The 18980-nt window shown below is 67.0% G+C and carries 18 protein-coding genes and 1 pseudogene; 5 read left to right on the top strand and 14 right to left on the bottom strand.

Annotation, left to right across the window (positions count from 1 at the left end; genetic code table 11):
* Positions 1-718: 718 nt before the first annotated feature.
* The 5 genes and pseudogenes from D5041_RS08480 to D5041_RS08460 form a co-directional block, all read left to right on the top strand.
* Positions 719-997: pseudogene (locus D5041_RS08480) on the top strand (BrnT family toxin); the annotation flags it as partial.
* Between the two features lie 23 nt (positions 998-1020).
* Positions 1021-1317: a BrnA antitoxin family protein gene (locus D5041_RS08475; RefSeq protein ID WP_265283267.1), complete on the top strand. Its 297-nt coding sequence runs from the start codon at positions 1021-1023 to the stop codon at positions 1315-1317.
* Positions 1318-1422: 105 nt separating this feature from the next.
* On the top strand, positions 1423-2238 hold the full coding sequence (gene map / locus D5041_RS08470; protein ID WP_265257719.1) for a type I methionyl aminopeptidase: 816 nt from the start codon (positions 1423-1425) through the stop codon (positions 2236-2238).
* A 50-nt stretch (positions 2239-2288) separates the two neighbouring features.
* Positions 2289-2624, top strand: coding sequence for an STAS-like domain-containing protein (locus tag D5041_RS08465; RefSeq protein WP_265257720.1), 336 nt, complete (start codon positions 2289-2291; stop codon positions 2622-2624).
* Positions 2621-3109 carry a hypothetical protein gene (locus D5041_RS08460; protein WP_010104955.1) on the top strand — a complete coding sequence of 163 codons (489 nt, stop codon included), beginning with the start codon at positions 2621-2623 and terminating at the stop codon, positions 3107-3109. Before D5041_RS08465 ends, D5041_RS08460 begins: the two co-directional genes overlap by 4 nt.
* A gap of 65 nt (positions 3110-3174) precedes the next feature.
* Here the strand turns inward: D5041_RS08460 and D5041_RS08455 are convergent, their stop codons facing one another.
* From D5041_RS08455 to D5041_RS08390, 14 genes are all read right to left on the bottom strand, one after another.
* Positions 3175-4716 (bottom strand): alkaline phosphatase family protein, encoded by a 1542-nt coding sequence (locus D5041_RS08455; RefSeq protein WP_265257722.1) that lies wholly within the window; start codon positions 4714-4716, stop codon positions 3175-3177.
* 161 nt (positions 4717-4877) lie between these two features.
* On the bottom strand, positions 4878-5774 hold the full coding sequence (locus D5041_RS08450) for an ABC transporter permease (protein WP_010104961.1): 897 nt from the start codon (positions 5772-5774) through the stop codon (positions 4878-4880).
* A 1-nt stretch (position 5775) separates the two neighbouring features.
* The gene (locus D5041_RS08445; protein WP_010104962.1) at positions 5776-6708 is read right to left on the bottom strand and encodes an ABC transporter permease; all 933 of its coding nucleotides are present in this window, start codon (positions 6706-6708) and stop codon (positions 5776-5778) included.
* Between the two features lie 5 nt (positions 6709-6713).
* Positions 6714-7712 carry an ABC transporter ATP-binding protein gene (locus tag D5041_RS08440; RefSeq protein WP_502321495.1) on the bottom strand — a complete coding sequence of 333 codons (999 nt, stop codon included), beginning with the start codon at positions 7710-7712 and terminating at the stop codon, positions 6714-6716.
* A 207-nt stretch (positions 7713-7919) separates the two neighbouring features.
* Positions 7920-8852, bottom strand: a complete 933-nt coding sequence (locus D5041_RS08435) for a MurR/RpiR family transcriptional regulator (RefSeq protein WP_265284351.1) — start codon at positions 8850-8852, stop codon at positions 7920-7922.
* A gap of 140 nt (positions 8853-8992) precedes the next feature.
* Complete coding sequence (locus tag D5041_RS08430; RefSeq protein WP_265257726.1) at positions 8993-10165, bottom strand: Gfo/Idh/MocA family protein; 1173 nt, start codon at positions 10163-10165, stop codon at positions 8993-8995.
* Positions 10166-10190: 25 nt separating this feature from the next.
* On the bottom strand, positions 10191-11216 hold the full coding sequence (locus tag D5041_RS08425) for an ABC transporter permease (protein ID WP_265258691.1): 1026 nt from the start codon (positions 11214-11216) through the stop codon (positions 10191-10193).
* Between the two features lie 124 nt (positions 11217-11340).
* Entirely contained in the window at positions 11341-12345 is a 1005-nt protein-coding gene (gene iolG / locus D5041_RS08420) for an inositol 2-dehydrogenase (protein ID WP_265284350.1), read from the bottom strand.
* 35 nt (positions 12346-12380) lie between these two features.
* Positions 12381-13163: a TIM barrel protein gene (locus tag D5041_RS08415; protein WP_265257728.1), complete on the bottom strand. Its 783-nt coding sequence runs from the start codon at positions 13161-13163 to the stop codon at positions 12381-12383.
* Between the two features lie 56 nt (positions 13164-13219).
* Positions 13220-14017 carry an ATP-binding cassette domain-containing protein gene (locus tag D5041_RS08410; RefSeq protein ID WP_029554388.1) on the bottom strand — a complete coding sequence of 266 codons (798 nt, stop codon included), beginning with the start codon at positions 14015-14017 and terminating at the stop codon, positions 13220-13222.
* 1 nt (position 14018) lies between these two features.
* Entirely contained in the window at positions 14019-15122 is a 1104-nt protein-coding gene (locus D5041_RS08405; protein WP_010104972.1) for an ABC transporter permease, read from the bottom strand.
* Positions 15123-15162: 40 nt separating this feature from the next.
* A complete protein-coding gene (locus D5041_RS08400) occupies positions 15163-16104 on the bottom strand; it encodes a sugar ABC transporter substrate-binding protein (protein WP_265257729.1) in 942 nt (313 codons plus the stop codon).
* A gap of 62 nt (positions 16105-16166) precedes the next feature.
* Entirely contained in the window at positions 16167-17711 is a 1545-nt protein-coding gene (locus tag D5041_RS08395; RefSeq protein ID WP_407702240.1) for a sugar ABC transporter ATP-binding protein, read from the bottom strand.
* 83 nt (positions 17712-17794) lie between these two features.
* Positions 17795-18727 carry a sugar ABC transporter substrate-binding protein gene (locus tag D5041_RS08390; protein WP_265284349.1) on the bottom strand — a complete coding sequence of 311 codons (933 nt, stop codon included), beginning with the start codon at positions 18725-18727 and terminating at the stop codon, positions 17795-17797.
* Positions 18728-18980 lie beyond the last annotated feature (253 nt).

Raw genomic sequence — 18980 nt, 5'->3', positions numbered from 1 at the left:
CTGCCACGCGGTGGACAGGGCCCTTGGTTTGCGCTGGTGCTACTTCATGCGGGCGATGCGGCGGCGGGCGCGCCGCGTGCCCGGGGTGATGGGCTTGCCCGTGGCTTGGATGCCTTGGTCGTTGATCCTGGCGTGCTCCGTTGCTGCGCACGGGGGTGCTTGCGAAGTCCGCCGGCAATGTGTGATCGTCCCCTTGTCTCTGCTGCCGGCCCCGGCAGGGGGTTGCGTTGGACCCCGCGCCAGCGGCGCAGGATGCGGCGGCTGGCGCCCGAGCCCTTGGCGATTCGGCAGACGGGGAGCAATGCTTGGCACGGTTGTGTGTCATGTGCTGTCATAAATTGCTTTTTGAAACGTTGGTAGTGTAACCACTGTTTACGGAAAATTTTCAATTCCAGTTTATTTTTTGGGCATTTATCTGCTTGCCCCTTGCTTCGCCACCGTGCGGCGCCTCCCCCGAGGGGTCTGCGGCGGGGATGGGCGCTGGCGATCGACCGCGGCGCGGCGCCGCTGTTCCCTGGGCGGCTCCCTGTAGCGAGGGGCCCGAAGCGGGGGCTGCGGTTCGGGGCGGTCAGCGGATTCGTCGACTGCGCGGGGAGCCAGCGGTTCGCCGAAGGGGACCGGGGCGATCTGGCGTTTGTTGGTTTTTATACAAGAATAAACGTCAGATATGTGACTGTTTTGCTCATGGAATACCCACCGGGCGGCGGATTTTTGGGCATTGCATCTATTCCCCCATGGCCTTGCTCCCTCCGGAGGATGGGGCGTTGGCGGTTGCTGGCGATCGCCAACGGGCGGTCCTGGAAGCGAGCGCGCGCGTGGCCTTCCGTTCTCGGTGGTTGAGCCGTTGGACTGGTCTGACGCAGTGATCGAAGAGAATGACCGCAAGGACTACGGCGAGCGCCGATTCCGTGTTCTCGGCTTCATTCGGGACCGATTGCACGCGATGGTGTTCCCGCCACGTGCTGGCAAGGTGCATGTCATCAGCCTGCGCAAAGCGAACCAACGTGAGGTGAGACAAGCATGCGCAAGAAAACCAGGCCTGAACTTCCGGACGACGAGAACCCGGAATGGACGCAGGAGGACTTCGCCAAGGCGCGTCCGGCGAGCGAGGTATTGCCCCAAATTTTTGGCGCGGAGGTCGCCAAGAAAATGCTCAGGCCCCGTGGCCGCCCACGGGCCGAGTTCCCGAAGGAGCGCATCAACATCCGGCTGTCGCACACGGTGATTGCGCACTTCAAGTCGGCAGGCGAAGGCTGGCAGACGCGCATTGACGCCGCCCTGCGCGCGTTCATCGCCAAGCATCCGCGCGGTCGTTGACGGGCTGCCCGGCCCCCCGATGGGCTCCTCGTGGAGGGGCGCCCCCGGTGTCGCTCCCGGGAGGCCCGGCGCCTGCGGCCGGAGGGCGATGGATAATCGCGCCCCATGAGCATCCTCATCAAAAGCGCCGAAGACATTGCCGGCATGCGTCTGGCGTGTCGCCTGGCATCCGAAGTGCTGGACCATATTGGAGCGCACGTCCGGCCCGGAATCAGCACCCACGACATCGACCAGCTGGGCGCCAAATGCATGGCCCGGCAGGGGACGGTGTCGGCCACCGTGGGTTATCAGCCGCCCGGTTATCCGCCCTACCCGGCGTCGCTATGCACCTCGGTGAACCATGTGGTCTGCCATGGAATTCCGAACGACAAGCCGCTGAAAAAGGGCGACATCGTGAACGTGGACGTCACCGTCATCACCCCGGACGGCTGGCATGGCGACAACAGCCGCATGTACTTGGTCGGCGAGACCTCGATTGCCGCCAAGCGCCTGTGCGCCGTCACTTTCGACGCGATGTGGCACGGCATCGCACAGGTCAGGCCCGGCGCGCATCTGGGCGACGTGGGGTACGCGATCCAGAAGTTCACCGAGAGCCATGGCTTTTCCATCGTGCGTGAGTTCTGCGGCCACGGCATCGGCAAGAGGTTCCACGAAGCGCCGCAGGTGCTGCACTACGGCAGCCCCGGAACGTTTGAGGAGCTCCGCCCCGGCATGGTCTTTACCATCGAGCCGATGGTCAACGCGGGCCGCCGCGAGGTCAAGGAATTGGGCCGCGACGGCTGGACCATCGTGACCCGGGACCACAGCCTTTCGGCGCAATGGGAGCACACCGTGCTGGTCACGCCCACCGGGTACGAGGTGATGACCCTGTCGGCGGGGTCGCCGCCGCCGCCGGCCTTTGTGGCGGCGACCACCACATAGAACCCCGATCTATTGCAGTCGAGTCTGCCCTCTGCATCCGGAGAATCCCCATGACCACCACATTGCGCATAGCAGACTTTACCCGGTATCCAGGCGGACGATACAAGAGGATCAGCAAGTTCAGCGGTGAAGAATATCGGGACGATTACTTGGCCCCCGCCCTTGAAAAGGAAGAAATGGTCGTTGTGGTGCTGGATGGTACCGTTGGCTACGGCAGCAGCTTTCTGGATGAGTTGTTTGGCGGCATCGTCCGAAAAATGCATTGGCGCTCCGTGAGCGACTTCGACGCGCATATCTTGCTGCAATCCGAAGACCGCAGCTTCATCACCGAGACGCGGCAGTACGTGGCGGACGCCGTCAGTTCAAACAACACCGTTCGCCCATGACCCCCACAGCCTGGGATGCGCTGGCCAAGATCATTCCCCCTGTGTTGATCGTTGCCGGCTGGTACGTGGTGGTGTCCAACCAGGCGCGCCAATCCCGAAGGAAGGTCATCCGGGAAGAGTTGGAGACCTTGCTCACCCTCGTCACTGAGTTGGGTGAGATGGCGATAAAGTTTCACACGCATTCCTACGATGATGATCTGCGCCGGAATATATTGATTCGATTCGCGCGGATTACTCGGCGGGCGGAGTTGTTGCCCCGCATTGCCAGAACAAGCTGGATAACATGGGATGCGGTTGCGGCAAAACGCCTTCCGGACCCGACTGATCGCATTATCGCGCTACGCCAGGCAGTCACACTGCACCACTTTGATGACCCCAAACAACCCGCCCTGGGCACGGATTCCCGCGAAATGGATTTGATTGTGAATGCCTGCCACGATCTTCTGATGTCTCTGGACGAGATACTGATTACGGCGTTGGACTGAGCGCGTGTGCATTGGATGGACTGCACAAGCAAGGCAGGAGCGCCCGCCTCTGTGGCCCCAGTGGCCTATCCCCGCGAGCGCAGTCCCTCGGGCGAGGCGGCGTAGCCGGTCAACGTCCGCTCCGCGTGCAGCAAACGCCAGTCGAGCATTTTTTGCGCGTAGACCAGTTGCTGCGCGGCGTATTCGGGCTGTCCGGCGACGCTGTTCATTTGCTGCGGGTCGCGCCGCAGGTCGAAGAACAGGGGCGCGCTGGCGGCGAAGTGCACGTATTTGTAGTGCTCGTCCTGCACCACGGCCAGCGCGCATTCGTCCATCTCCAGGCCGAGTGCGGTTTCTGCCTGGGACGTGGAGATGTTGCGGAAGTCGTATTCGTAGTGGACCTCGGTGCGCCAGCGCGCAGGGGCTGCGCCTTCCCGAACGAAGGGCAGCAGCGAGCGGCCGTCGCAGGCCCGGGGCGTGGGCTGCCCCAACCAGTCGAGCAGGGTCGGCATGGTGTCTACGACCTCGGTGAAGTGATCCACCTGCGTGCCGCGCGTGCCGTCGGCCGCGCGCGACGGGTCGCGGATGACCAGCGGCACGTGGTAGCTCTCGTCGAAGTAGCCGATCTTGCCCAGCAGGTGGTGGTCGCCGAGTTGCTCGCCATGGTCGCTGGTCATCACGATCAGGGTGTCGTCCCACTGGCCCGTTTCCTTGAGGTAGCCAAAGACCCGGCCGAGCTGGTCGTCGATTTCGCGTATCAGGCCATAGTAGGTCGCGCGCATCTGGCGCACTTCGGCGTCGTCCATCGCGCTGCCCAGGCCCTGGCCGTTCTGGAAGAAGTTGCTGCGCGGGATGCTTTCCACGTAGTAGCGCAGCAGGGGGTGCTGCTGCCCTTCGGCCTGCGCGCTGGCCGCGCGCACGGGGGAGGGGCAGCGTGCGGGGTCGTACATCTCGTTGTAGGGCGCGGAGGCAATGAACGGCGGGTGCGGGTGCCAGTAGCCCAGGTGCAGAAACCAGGGCTTGTTGCGCGTGCTGCGCAGGTAATCGATTCCGAGCCCGGTGAACCAGGCCGTGTTCGACAGATGCGCGGGGATGCGGCTTGGCTTGCGGCTCGCGCCGATCTCGCCGGGGCCCAGGTCTTGCGGCAGAAAGAGGTCCCAGGGGTTCTCGGGCACGGAGAAGCCCTGCGCGGTGAGCCACGGGAAGTAGGTCTCCAACTTGGTCAGCCCCCAGGAGCCGACGGGCCGCCAGGCCTCCATGTCGGCGCCGAGCGAGCGAAAGCGCGGGTCCGCGTGCGCGGTCACGCGCGGGTCGGGGGTGGTGGTGGTGTAGCCGACCAGCGCCGGGTCGTAGCCGGCCTTGCGCAGTTCGAGCGCGAGGTTCGTGTGGCGCGCGTCCAGCGGGGTGGTGTTCTGGACCTCCCGGTGGTTCATCATGTACAGGCCGGTCAGCAGGCTGGCGCGGCCCGGGCCGCAGGGGACGGCCTGGGTGTAGTGGCGTTTGAAGGTGACGCCTTCGGCGGCCAGCGCGGCGATATTCGGCGTCTCGACCACCGGGTGCCCGAGCATGGACAGGCAGTCTCCCCGCCACTGGTCGGCGATGATGAACAGCACGTTTTTTTTCTTCATGGTTTTCTCCTTACGGGGAATCATGGATGGTTTCAATGGGGCAGCGCAGCGGGATGGGGGCGAGCGCGCGGCCGGTCCCCGAGCATACCCAAGGTCGGTGAACGTCCGCTGCCGCGTGCGGCAAGCGCCCGTTGCGCATGCGCGCAGGCGAGTTGGTCAGGTCAGCGCAGGCTGGGGTCGAGGCGATCGCGCAACCAGTCCCCGAGCATGCCCACGGAGAAGCTGGTCAGGACGATCACGGCGCTCGGGGTGAGCAGCATCCAGGGCGCAGTTTGCAGGTATTCGCGGCCATAGCCGACCATATTCCCCAGGCTGGTCATCGGGGGCTGCACGCCAAGCCCCAGGAACGACAGGCCGGACTCCAGCAGGATCACTTCGGGGAAGGTCAGCGTGACGCCCACGATCAGGGTGCTGGCGATGTTCGGCAGCACGTGCAGCAGGTATACGCGCAGCGGCGAGGCGCCGATGTCGAACGCCGCAGCCGCGTACCCCTGCTCGTTGGCCGCGATGCACAGGCCGCGCGTGATGCGCGTCGAGCGCTCCCAGCCGTACAGGCCCATGAGCGCGATGAACAGGGTCAGCGTGTTGCCAAAGAAGGCCAGCACGGCGAGCGCAATGATCATGAACGGCATGGCCGCCTGGAAATCGACCAGGGTCAGCACGAGTTGCTCGACCCAGCCCCGGAAATGCGCCGCCAGAAATCCCAGAAAGACCCCCAGCGTGGCCGACAGCAGGGTGCTCACGAGGGCCACCAGCAGGCTGATGCGGATGGAGAGCATCAGGCGCGAGAGGATGTCCCGGCCCAACTCGTCCGTTCCCAGCCAGTGCTGCGCCGATCCGCCCATGAAGTACGGCGGCGCCAGCCGGGCCTGCAGGTCGATCTGGTTGTGCGCGTAGGGCGCCAGGTGGCCGGCGAGCAGCGCGACGGCGACGGTGGCGAGCATCCACAGCGCGCACAGCAGCACCAGCGGCGGGTAGGCGCGCAGCAGGTAGCGCAGGCGCTGGCGCCAGCCTGCGGTGGTGGGGACGGTGCTCTGCGGCAGGGCAATCGCAGACATATCAGTCCTTGGCAGCCCGGCCGTGGTGCAGCCGGGGGTCGATCCATCCGTACAGCGCATCGACGATGAGGTTTGACGTCACCATGGTCGCGGCCACGAGCAGCAGCAGGCTCTGCACCACGGCCAGATCGCGGTTGGCGACGGCAATGACCAGCAGCCGCCCGGCGCCGGGCCAGGAAAAAACGCTTTCCACGACCACGGTGCCGGCGATCAGGCTGCCGACCATGAAGCCGATGATGGTCACGGTCGGAATGGCGGCATTCGGCAGGGCGTGCCGGCGCACGACCGCGCGCCAGAGCAGGCCCTTGGCCGACGCCGTACGGATGTACGCCTGGCCCATCACCTCGAGCATCGCCGAGCGGGTGAAGCGGGCCAGCACGGCAGCGCCCCCCAGGCTCAGCGTGAGCACCGGCAGGATCGCGTGCCTCCAACTGCCCGCGCCGCCGCTGGGCAGGCAGCCCAGGCCGACGGCGAAGACCAGCACCAGCACCAGGGCGAGAACGAAGCTGGGGATGGTGTGGCCGGCGACGGACAGGCCCATCACGCAGCGGTCCATGGCCGAGTTGCGGTGCAAGGCCGCGCAGACGCCGGCGGGCACGCCGATCAGCAGCTTGAGCACGAAGGCCGGCAGCGTGATCGCCAGCGTGGCGGGCAGATGCTGCATGACCAGCGCCATCGCCGGGCTGTTGTCGCGCATCGAGTAACCGAAATGGCCCTGCAGCAGGTTGCGCAGGAATCCCAGGTACTGCTGCCACAGCGGGGCGTCGAGCCCCCAGCTGCGGCGAAACGCTTGCAGCGCCTCGTGCGGGACGTCGGGCGAGAGGATCATCAGCGCCGGATCCCCGGACGAGCGCAGGATCAGGAAAGCAAAGCTGAGCACCAGAAAAATCGTCAGCAGCGCCCGCAGCAAGCGCACGACGAGGTAGGCCGGCATGCGCGTCAGGCCTGCGCCAGGAGGTGGCACGCGGCCGCGTGGCCGGGTGCGATTTCGCGCAGCGCAGGCCGCACGGCGCGGCACGCGGGCATGGCCTGCGCGCAGCGGCTGTGGAACGCGCATCCCGCAGGCGGCGCAGCGGGGTTGGGTGGCTCGCCGCGGAGCACGATGCGCGGCGCTCGCGTGCTGCGCCATGGCGACGGGACCGCCGCGACCAGGGCCTGCGTGTAGGGGTGCGCCGGATGGCTGAAGAGCGCTTGCGCCGTGCATTGCTCGACGATCCGGCCCAGATACATCACGGCCACTTCGTGGCTCAGCTGGCGCACGACCTTGAGGTCGTGGCTGATGAACAGGTAGGCGAGCTGGTGCTGTTCCTGGAGGTCTTGCAGCAGATTGATCACCTGCGCCTGGATCGAAACGTCGAGCGCGGAGACGGGTTCATCGCAGACCAGCAGCGCAGGCCCGAGGATCAGCGCCCGCGCCAGCACCACGCGCTGGCGCTGGCCGCCCGAGAGCTCATGCGGGTAGCGCGCCATCAGCGCGGGGGTGAGCCCGACCGCGGCGAGCATCGCGCGGGCGCGCTCGCGGCGCTCGGCCGCCGTCCCCCGATGGAAAATCGCCAGCGGTTCCGCCACCTGGTCTTGCGCGGGCAACCGGCGGTCGAGCGCCGCGAGCGGGTCCTGGTAGACCATCTGCATCCGCTGGCGCAAGGCGCGCCAGCGCGGGCCGCGCACCGAGGGCACGGGCTGGCCCTCGAAGAGCACCTCGCCGCCGGTGGGCGGCAGGAGCCCGAGCACCAGGCGGGCGGTGGTGGATTTTCCGCAACCCGACTCGCCGACCAGGCCCAGGGTCCGGCCCGCGGGCAGGCCGAGGGAGACACCGTCCACCGCGCGCAGGGTGGCGGGCCGGCGCCAGGGGGCGCTGCGCACCGGGTAATGGCGCGCGAGGTCCCGGACTTCAAGCAGGGGGTTCATGCGGCGCGCAGGGGGTGGATCGACGGCCATGCCGCCGCGGTCAGCGCCGTGCAGGCAATGGCGCGCGCCATCAGCCGGTCCAAAGTTGTCGTTGTCATGGGGGGTCTCCGTGTGCACCCCTGGACTATGGAAAACAAAAATGTCCGGACAAAGGCAGTTGGATGACGCGTTCATGAACGCTGCGCTGCCCCTCCCCCTCTCGCACCCACGCACCCACGCACCGTGCGCGGCCGTGTCTCAGGTGCCGGCTTTCTTCAGCAGCGACAGGTGCGCGTGCGCGACGGTCCTCAGGCCGCTGCCGCTGCGGCGCCCGGCGTCGCCGGACTGGGAGGAGAGTTCGAGGCGGTACGCGAGCGCGACGAACAGGCTCTGCGCCAGGCCCATCGCGGCCGTGAGGGCGCGAAAGCCGAAGGTGGCGCTGTCTTGCACGATCAAGCAGGCCTCGGCCGCGCCCGCGATCGGGCCCATGCGGCTGTCGGTGATGGCGATGAGCCGCGCGCCGCGCTGCCGGGCCTGCTGCGCGAGCTGCACGGTTTCCTCGGCGTAGGGGGCGAACGAGATCGCAATCAGCGTGTCGCCGGCGCGCACCGAGCGTATCTGCCCCTGCTGCATGCTGCCGAGCGCGTTCAACAGGCCGATGCGCTTTTCGGTGTGTTGCAGCGCGTAGTCCAGGTACACGGCCACGGGAAACGAGCGGCGCGAGCCGGCGATCCAGATCGCCTGCGTGTTCGCCAGCAGTTCCACGGCGCGCGCAAAGTCCTGCTGGTCCAGCGTCTGGCGCAGCTGCTGCATCCCCGCGATGCTGCCCTTGATGAATTCGTCGGCGATTTCCTCGGGTTGCAGGTCCGGGGACCCGGACTCGATGAGCTCGCGCAGGCGCAGCTTGTACGCGCGCCCCGGCGCAATCTGCTCGGCCAGCCCTTCGCGGAACAAACGCTGCATCTCCGAGAAGCCGGAGAAGCCGAAACGCTTGGCAAAGCGCACCATGGCGGATGGCTGCACGCCGCATTGCCCGGCCACCGACTGTATGCCTTCGAGCCCCAGCTGGTCGCGGTGCGCCTCGACGTGGCGCGAGATCACCTTGAGCTGCCGGCTCAGGCCGTCGTATTCCTGCGTGATGCAGTGCAGGAACTGTTCAACGGATTCGGGGGGGGGCGGGGGTGGTTTCATCGCAGGGCACGAAATCGGCGATCGCGGCAGGCCCGATCGTAACCGCTCGTATGTTCCCGTTTCCGATGGCAATGCTGCGGCGCAGGCCATGCGCGGCTGCCGGGGCGGCGGACCCATGCGGACCATGCCAAGCGCACGCGTCAGCAGTAATCGACCCAGACGCCGCCGGCGTCGGCCGAGCGCACGCAGTTCTCGACCCAGCGCACGCCCTCGACGCCCGCGTCGATGTCCGGGTAGTGGATTGTGCGCAGCGCCTCGGTGTCGCGCCGGTCGCTCGCGTCCATCGCCAGCGCAAAGCGGTAGTAGAGGTTCGACCAGGCCTCGAACAGCCCCTCGGGGTGGCCCGCGCTGATGCGGTCGTCGTGCAGCGCGTCCGGGTGCAGGTAGTCCATCCCGCGCTCGAACACCTGCGCCGGCGCGCCCTGGACCTCGTAGCGCAGTTGGTTGGGGTGCTCGTCCCACCATTCCAGGCTCGCCCGGGAGCCGATGACGCGGATCTTCTGGCCGTGCATGGAGCCGGCGTTCACCGCGCAGGCCCACAGGTAGCCGACGGCGCCGCCGCGGTACTGCATGATGGTGAAGGCGTTGTCCTCCAGCGGCGCGCGGCTCTTGACGAAGCTTTGCCGCGAGCACATCAGCCGCTCGATCTTCAGCCCGGGCAGCATCAGGCCGCAGATGTACAGCGGGTGCGTGCCGATGTCGCCGAGCACGTAGCTCGGGCCGGCGAACTTCGGATCCACGCGCCAGCGCGTCGATGGGTTGTCGCTCTCGAGCGGCGCGCTGTGGAAGCCGTGCGCGAACTGCATGTGCACGATGCGGACGTCGCCCAGGTCGCCGCGCGCGATCATCTCGCGCGCCTGCGTGATCAGCTGGTGGCCGGAGTAGCCGTAGGTGACCCCGACGATCTTGTTCTTTGCCTGCGCGAGTTCCCGCAGTTCCAGCGCCTGCGCGCTGCTCACGCACAGGGGTTTTTCGCAGACCACGTGCAGCCCGGCGTGCAGCGCGGCCTGGCAGATCTCGAAGTGGGTGTCGTTGGGCGTGGCGACGGATACCGCGCGCATGCCGTCCGGGCGGCGCGCCTCGGCCTCGAACAGGGTCTTGTAGTCGGCGTAGCAGCGCTGCGCGCTGAGCCCGAGCCGCTGGCCGAATGCGCGGCCACGTTCGGCGTCGATGTCGAAGGCACCGGCGACGAGCGCGAAGCTGCCGTCGCGCAGCGCGGCCGAGCGGTGGACATAGCCAATCTGGCTGCTCTGCCCGCCCCCGACCATGCCCCAGGGGATGGGCAGGCCGGAAGGGATTTCTCCGTTGATCATGCTGCAAATACTCCTTGGTGGGTGTTCATGCGCGGCGCTTCTTGTTGCGGTACTGGTCGGCGATCACGGCCGCGACGATGATCACGCCCTTGACCATTTCCTGGTAGTAGGCGTCGATGCGGATAAAGGTAAAGCCCGAGGTCATGACGCCGAGGATCAGCACGCCGATCACGGTGCCGGTGATGCGCCCGAGCCCGCCGGCCGTCGAGGTGCCGCCGATGACCACCGCGGCGATCGCGTCGAGTTCGTACATCACCCCCATTCCGGACTGGCCGGAGATCGCGCGCGCGGCCGTCACGGTGCCCGCGATGCCGCTGAGCATGCCCGCGATCACGTAGATCCAGACCAGGTGCTGGCGCACGTTGATTCCCGAGACGATGGCCGCCTGGCGGTTCGCGCCGATGGCGTAGGTGGATTTGCCAAAGCGCGTGTAGCGCAGAACCACGTGGAACACCCCGGCGACGAACAGGAAGATGAGGACCGGGTTCACGCCCGAGCCGATGGCCGCGAAGTCGTCGGTGAGCATGGACACCGGCATGCCGTTGGTGAACCATTTGGCAAAGCCGCGCACCGCGACCATGGTTCCCAGCGTGGCGATGAAGGGCGGGATCGCCGTAAAGGCCACGAGCGAGCCGTTGATCAGGCCGACGAGCAGCCCCACGGCGGTGCCGGCGAGCAGCGGCCAGATCAGCGGCAGGTCGGTGAGCTGCGGAAACACCGCGCGCGGAAAGTCCGACACCTGCGCCAGGCTCGCCGAGACCACGGCGGCGGCGGCGACCACGGAGCCGGAGGACAGGTCGATGCCGCTGGTGATGATGACCAGGTTCACGCCCACGGCGATGACGCCGATCACCGCCATCTGCAACACGATGATCTGCAAGCGCTCGGTGTTCAAGAGAAAGCTCTGCCCCACCACGGCCCAGCCCACGGCCTCGAAGAACAGGCCGATCCCGAGCAGCACCAGCAGGGTGCTCAGCTCGGGCGGCCACCTGCGCCTGCGCCGCCGCGTCTCCAGCGGCGCGGCCGGCGCGCCCGGGGTTGGCTGCGCCATGCCCATGCCCACGTCCGCCGGCGTCGTTGTCGTCTTCATGTCCTGTCCTCCTGCGGGGTGCGCGTTGCAAGCTGGAACCACTCCTGGAACGCGCGCAACAGGGTGCAGGGCGGGGCCCGGGGGTTCAGGTCGGGCGTCCGCCGATGAGTTTCACGGTCCTGCCTTCTTGCCACGAGAGCGTTGCCGCGTCGGCCACGGCCAGCGCGTGCACGCCGTCGCGCAGCGTCACCGGGTAGTCCGATCCGGACTGCACGGCGTCCACGAAGGCGCTCCACTCGGCCGCGTAGGCTTTCATATAGCGTTCCAGGAAAAAGTATTCCGGCTTGGCGGCCTGCGCGCCTGCGGTCGTGATCCGGGTGACGGTGTGCTCCAGCACGTTGCCGGCAGACAGCAGACCGTCCGAGCCCAGGAGTTCAATGCGCTGGTCGTAGCCGTAGACGGCGCGCCGGCTGTTCTTCACGACCGCCATGCGACCGTCTGCGAAATGCAGCGTGATCACGGCCGTGTCCAGGTCCCCCGCGGCGCCAATCGCGGGATCGACGATGCTCGAGCCGATCGCGGTGACCGAAGCGGGGGCCGCGCCGAAGATCCAGCACGCCATGTCGAAGTCATGAATCGCCATGTCGCGGAACAGCCCGCCGGACAGCTTGACGTAGCCCACCGGCGGCGGCGCCGGGTCGAACGAGGTGATGGACAGCAACTCGCCCTTGCCGATTTCACCGGCGTCGAAGGCGCGCTTGAGCGCGGCAAAGTTGGGGTCGAACCGGCGGTTGAAGCCGATCATCACGGGCCGGCCGACCTTGGCCACCACGGCCTGGCAGGCCAGCGCCCGCTCCAGGTTCAGGTCCACGGGTTTCTCGCACAGCACGGCCTTGCCCGCGCGCACCGCGGCCTCGATGAGCGCCGCGTGCGTGTCCGTGGAGGTGGCGATGAGCACGGCGTCGATCCCCGGGTCGGCCATGATCTCCTGCGAGGACAGGGGCCGGGCGCCATGGGTCGAGGCCAATTCACGCGCCGCCTGCGCGTCGATGTCGGAGACCGCCACCAGCTGGCTGCGCCGGTCGGCGGCGATGCTCCTGGCGTGCACTTTGCCGATGCGTCCGGCACCGAGCAGACCCACTTTGATCATGATGACTCCTGAGAAATGAAAACGGTCGAGGGGGGTTAAATCGTGAACGCCGCCCGGAAGGCTTGCAGCGCCGCCTCCGGGTCGCCCGAGGCAAAGGCCTCCAGGGCCACGGGGCCGCGGTAGCCCATGGCGTGCAGCGCGCGCGCGACGCCGGCGTAGTTGATTTCGCCGCTGCCCGGCTCCCGGCGCCCGGGAACGTCGGCCACCTGCACCTCGCCGATCCAGGGCAGGCATTGGCGGCACAGTTCGATCAGATTGCCTTCGCCGATTTGCGCGTGGTAGAGGTCCAGATTCAGGCGCAGGCGCGGATGGTTCAGCGCCGATACCAGCGCCAGCGTGTCCTGCGCCCGGGCGAAGGGAACGCCGGGGTGGTCCACGGGCAGGTTCAGGTTCTCCAGCGTGAAGGTCACGCCCTCCTCGTCGGCCATGTCGGCGATGCGCGCCAGGGTGTCGCGCGCCTTGAGCCACATGGCGCCAGTCACCGTCTCGCAGGCCGCCACGGGCAGGCCGTGCTCGTCCAGGCCGGTGCCGTGCAGGTTCAGCCGCGCAACGCCCAGGCGCTTGCCGACCTGCGCGGTCTCGCGCGCGCTGCGCAGCAATTCGGCCGCGCCTTCGTCGTCCGCAAGGCGGCCGTGCAGGTAGCCGTTCATGATGGAAAAGCGCGCGCCGGATTTCTCCAGCATCGCCAGATCGTGCGCGGGCCAGTTCCACAGGCCGACCTGGAATCCGAGTTCGGTCAGGCGCTTGACGCGCCACTGCATGGGTTTGTCGCGCCAAAGCATTTCGGCGCACGCGGCAAGCTCAAAACTGTCGTGCATGTTTTCGGGTTTCCTGTGTGGAGTGCGTGGACTGTGTGGATCGGGGCCGGCCGCGCTCAGACCGTGCCGCCCAACGAGCCGTCGAGCGTGGCGAGTTCCTGCCCGCTGGCCATCAGGTTTTGCAGTTGCTCGGCGCTGATTTCGCTGCGCGTTGCGGTGCCCAGGGTCTTGCCGCGGTCGAGCACGGTAAAGCGGTTCCCCACGGCCATGGCGTGGCGCACGTTGTGCGTGATGAAAACGACGCCGATCCCGAGTTTGCGCACGCGGTCGATCGTGGCCAGCACGTTCGCCGTCTGGCGCACCCCGAGCGCCGAGGTCGGCTCGTCGAGGATCAGCACCTTGGCGCCGAAGTACACCGCGCGCGCGATCGCCACGCATTGGCGCTCCCCGCCGGACAGGGTGCCCACGGCCTGCCCGGGTTCGCGCAGGCGGATTCCCATGCGCTGCATCTCGGCCATGGTGATCTCGTTCGCACGCTGGACGTCGAAGCGCTTCAGCGGCCCCCAGCCCTTGGTCGGCTCACGCCCCATGAAGAAGTTGCGCGTCACCGACATCAGCGCAATCATGGCCAGGTCCTGGAACACGGTGGCAATGCCGGCGTTCATCGCCTGCCTGGGGCTCTCGAGCACCACCTCCACCCCATTCACCAGCATGCTTCCGCGCGACGGCCGGTGCACGCCCGACATGGTTTTGATGAAGGTCGATTTGCCCGCTCCGTTGTCCCCGAGCAGGCAGTGGCATTCGCCCGCGTTCACGCTGAACGAGACGCCGGAGAGGGCGATGATGTTGCCGAAATGCTTTTCGATGCCGCGCATCTCGACCAAGGGATGCACCACCTCAGGGGGGGATTCCATCTCAACGCTCCCCGGTCGCACGCTTGCGGATGATGTTGTTGAAGAGCACGGCCACCAACAGCATCGTGCCCAGGAAGACCAGGTACCAGTCCTGATCGATTTTTGTGTAGGTCAGCCCGATCATGACCATGCCGAAGATGATCGACCCCAGGAACGCGCCGACGGCCGAGCCATAGCCGCCGGTGAGCAGGCAGCCGCCAATCACCGCGGCGATGATGGCCTCGAACTCCTTCTGGAATCCCCGGCGCGCGTCCGTCGATCCGCTGTCGAGCACCGTGATGATCGCCACCAGCCCCGCGCACAGCGCGGCAAAGACGAACAGCCCCGTCTTCACCCTGCGCACCAGCACGCCCGAGTTCTCCGCCGCCGTGGCGTCGCCACCGGAGGCAAAAATCCAGTTGCCCAGCGGGGTGCGCAGCAGCACCCAGGTGGCCACCGCGGTCAGCAGCACGAACCAGACGATTTCCACGGGAATTCCCGTGATCATCGGCTCGCCGGTCGGAAAGCGCGGGATCAGCCCGCGCGCGTCCAGCGCGGCGAACGTTCCTTCCAGCGCCTTGCCGCTGAAGAGCTCGAGCAGCGCGCTGTCCTGGACGGCCTCGCTCACGCCGCGCAGCTGCGTCGATCCCCCGGTGGCCCATTTCAGACCCACCAAGCTCAGGCCGCGCAAAACGAAGAGGAACGCCAGCGTCACGATGAAGCTTGGCAAACCGGTGCGCAGGACGATCCAGGCGTTCACCGCGCCGATCGTGCCGGCGATCAACAGGGTGATGAACACCGCGACGATCAGCGGCAGCTTGAAGACGACGATGGCGCTGGAGAAAACCAGGCCGGCGAAGGCGATCATGGATCCGATCGAGAGGTCGAATTCGCCGCCGATCATCAGCAGGGCCGCGCCCAATGCCAGGATCCCCAGCTGCGCCGCCGGGGTCAGGAAATTCACCAGGCCGGCCAGGCTGAACATCACCGGGTCCGCGCAGAGCATGAAGAACACCGTCACCAGGACCAGGCCGGCGACGGCGCCGAGTTCGGGCCGCGCCATGAAGCGCGCCAGCGGCGACATGCGCTTGAGGCGGTCGTCGGCGTTCTTTTCCGGGGCGTTCATGGCGTCTGCATGCAAGAGGGGGTGCTGCGCCGTTGCCGCATCAGCGGATTCCCTTGGCGGACAGCTCGATCACCTGCGCGGCCTTTTCTGCGGTCACCAGGTTCGGGCCGGACGGCACGTTGCCCGCGGGGATCAGACCGTACTTCGCGTGCAGCGCCAGAAAGCTCACCGGCAGGTAGCCTTGCAGGAACTGCTGCTGGTCGATGGCGAACGCCGCTTCCTTCGCGGCAATGGCCTTGAGGAAGCCCGCAGACAGGTCAAAGGTCGCCAGATGGATCTTCGCCATGCGGCCCGAGTCCTTGGCCGCGGCCAGCGCGGGTTCGCCCACGGTCGCGGCGCCGAGCAGCATGATGGTGTCGAGGGTCGTGTCCGAATCCAGCGCCGCCTTCACCTTGGCGCGCGCCTCGGCGGGGTCGTTGCCCGTGGGCAGCACCTTGGACTTTCCGGCAAAGCCGTCCGCAAAGCCCTTGCAGCGCTGGTCCAGCGAGACGTTGCCCACCTCCTGGTTCACGCAGATGCCATTCTTTCCGCCCATGGCCTTGAGTTTCTCGCCGGCAACGCGGCCCGCCTCGTATTCCGATTGGCCAACGTGCAGCAGGGCCCCGAGCTTCTTGGAAAACTCCTGCCCGGAGTTGATCGTGATCACCGGGATTCCGGCCTTCACCGCGCGCTGGATCGCCGGGCCCAGGGCCGATGCGTCGGGCAGGGACACCACGAGGCCGTCGGGTTTCTGGTTCACTGCGGCGTCGATGAGCCGGCTCATCGCGACCATGTCAAAGCTCTCGGGCGCGCGGTAGCTGACCTTGATTCCCGCGTCCTTGGCCGCGGCTTCGACGCCGTTTTTCACGACCGACCAGAACGCGTCGTTCGCCTGGCCGTGCGTCACGACGGCGATGTTCTGCGCGTGCGCGGCGCCGGACGCCAGGGCCACCAAGGCCGTTGCAGCCAGCGCCGTCACGGCCATCTTGCGGGTGAATTTCATGTTTGCTCCTTGACTTGTTTGCGTAAAAAAAACCGCTCTTGCGCGCTGCTGCAACCGGGCCCTCAGCGCGATGCCAACTCCATGATGCGCACCTGGTCCGCGTCCTTGCGCTCGACGATTCCGGTCATCCGGCCCTCGTGCATGACCAGGATGCGGTCGCACATGCCGAGCACTTCGGGCAGCTCCGACGAGATCATCACAATGGCCACGCCCTCGGCCGCGAGCCGGGTCACGAGGCGGTGGATTTCGGCCTTCGCGCCCACGTCGATGCCGCGCGTCGGTTCGTCGAGGATCAGGATCCGGGGCCGGGTCAGCAGCCAGCGGCCGATGAGCACCTTCTGCTGGTTTCCGCCCGAGAGGTTCTGTATGGTTTCGTGCAGCCCCGGTGCCTTCACGCGCAGCGTGCGCAGCATGTCCTCGCAGCCCCGGCGCAGCAGCCTCTGCTGCACGAAGTTGCACTTCACGTAGCGCGCGCGCAGCACCGCCGCTTCCAGGTTCGCGAGCAGGTCGAGGATCAGAAAGCAGCCGCTCTCCTTGCGGTCCTCGGTGAGAAAGGCCATTCCCTGGCGCATCGCCTGCGCGGGCGTGGCGATGCGCACCGGCCGGCCGTCGATGCGGATCTCGCCCGAGGTCGCCGGAACCACGCCGAACAGCGCCTCGGCGACGTTCGAGCGGCCCGAGCCGACGAGTCCGGCGAGACCGAGGAACTCGCCGGCGCGCAGGTCGAAGCTCACGTCGCGGAAAACGCCCTCCACGGCCAGGTTGCGCACGGACAGAACGACCTCGCCGATCGGCAACTCCTCCTTGGGGAACAGCTGCGCGATCTCGCGCCCGACCATCATGCGGATGATCTCGTCGCGCGTGACGTCGCAGGCGGCGTGCGTGCCGATGTAGCGGCCGTCGCGGAACACCGAGAACTCGTCGGCGATCTCGAACAGCTCGCTCATCTTGTGCGTGATGTAGACGATTCCCTTGCCCTGCGCGCGCAGCTGGCGAATGATGCCGAACAGGTGATCGACCTCCTTGTCGGTCAGCGCCGAGGTGGGTTCGTCCATGATCAGCACGTCGGAGTCGAACGACACCGCCTTCGCGATCTCGACCATCTGGCGGCTCGCCACCGTGAGGCTGCGCACCTCGGCCTCGGGGTCCACGTCGATCGCCAGGCGCTCGAACAGCGCCTGCGTGTGCCGGCGCAGCGCGCCGTGGTCGATCAGGCCGAAGCGGTTCTTCGGCTCGCGCTGGATCCAGATGTTCTCCGCCACCGTCATATAGGGCATCAGGTTCAGTTCCTGATGGATCATCGCGATGCCCCGATTGAGCGCGTCCAGCGGGCTGCCCAGCGTCACCGGCTGGCCCTTGACGCGGATCTCGCCCCGGTCCGGCGCGTGCACGCCGGCAAGAATCTTCATCAGCGTCGACTTGCCCGCGCCGTTCTCGCCCAGCAACGCGTGCACGCTGCCCGGGCGCAGGCGGAACTGCACGTCGTCGAGCGCGCGCACGCCGGGAAAGGACTTGCCCACCTCGCGCACTTCGAGCAGGTAGTCGGGTGCGGCCGGTCGTTCGCCCCCGGCAAGGGACGCTGGCCGATCCATCAGGACGCTGGACATGGAAGGACTCTCCTCGCAAACCATTCGCAATGGGCCGGGTAGTGCACGCGCCGATCCGTCGGCCGTGCACGCCCGGACGACCCTTAGTTCTTGCCCGCGTATTGGGCCAGGTTCGCGGGCGTGACGAGCTCGAACGGCACGTTCACGAAACGCTCCACGCTCTGCTTTTTCGCCAGCCGGATGGCCGCGTCGATCGCACCCGCACCCTGCCCGGCGGCGTTCTGGAAGACCGTGACCTTCAAATCACCGGCCTTCATCGACGCCAGCGCGTCGGGCGTTGCGTCTATGCCCGCAACGACGGTCTGGGGCGTCCATTTCTTGGTCGCCTTGAGCGCGTTGATCGCGCCGATGGCCATCTCGTCGTTGTTCGAGACGATGGCGTCGAACTTCAGGCCCGAGCTCAGCCAGTTGGTCGTGATGTCCTGGCCCTGGGTGCGGCTCCACTTGCCCTCGCGCTTGTCGATGATCTTCATGGCGGCGCATTCCTGCGTCGCGAGCAGGTCTTCGACCGCCTTGGTGCGCGTGCGCGCCGCCTCGTTCGAGAGGTCGCCCAGCAGCATCAGGATGCTGCCCTTGCCGCCGAGCAGCTTGCACACCTGCTGCGCCTGCAAGCGGCCCGACACCGTCTCGTCGGACGCGACCACGACCACGCCCGCGGGCAGCTTCTCGAAGTCCACCGGCTTGCGGTTCACGTAGACCAGGGGGATCTTCGCGTCGAGCGCCATGCGGGTCATCTTGGGCGTGGCGTCGGTGTCCACGACGTTGACGATGATCGCCTCGACCTTCTGCGCGATCATGTTCTGGATCTGGCTCAGCTGCTTGCCGACGTCGCCGCCGGCGTCCTCGATCTGCACGCTGGCGCCGGCCTTCTTGGCCGCGTCGGAGATGCCGGTGCGCAGGATGGTCAGGAAGGTGTCGTCGAACTGCGCCATGGTCACGCCGATTTTCTGCGCGCAGACCAGCGATGAAGCCAGCAGGGTGGCGGCCGCCGTCGCGGCCAGGAACAGTTTTTTCATCCCGATGTCTCCTCTGATGGGTATGGGTGCCGGGCGCCCGGATCGGCCGGATCGGACAGGCGCCAGCAGGATGCCAGTGTAGTTTTGCAGCGCCGGTTTTTAGAAAATATTTTCTAAGTGATTTCACCTAGGGAATTTTATTTCCAGCCTGGCTAGACTCCGCTCGCCTGCCACGAGAGCGCGGCAGGGGGTCGCCCCGGCACGCCCGCGGGGAAACGACCGCCACTCCATCCACATCGCCGCCGACAACGGG

It is taken from the genome of Verminephrobacter aporrectodeae subsp. tuberculatae (assembly GCF_026127385.1).
Taxonomy (GTDB): domain Bacteria; phylum Pseudomonadota; class Gammaproteobacteria; order Burkholderiales; family Burkholderiaceae_C; genus Acidovorax; species Acidovorax aporrectodeae.
This window is presented reverse-complemented; position numbering and strand designations above follow the sequence as displayed.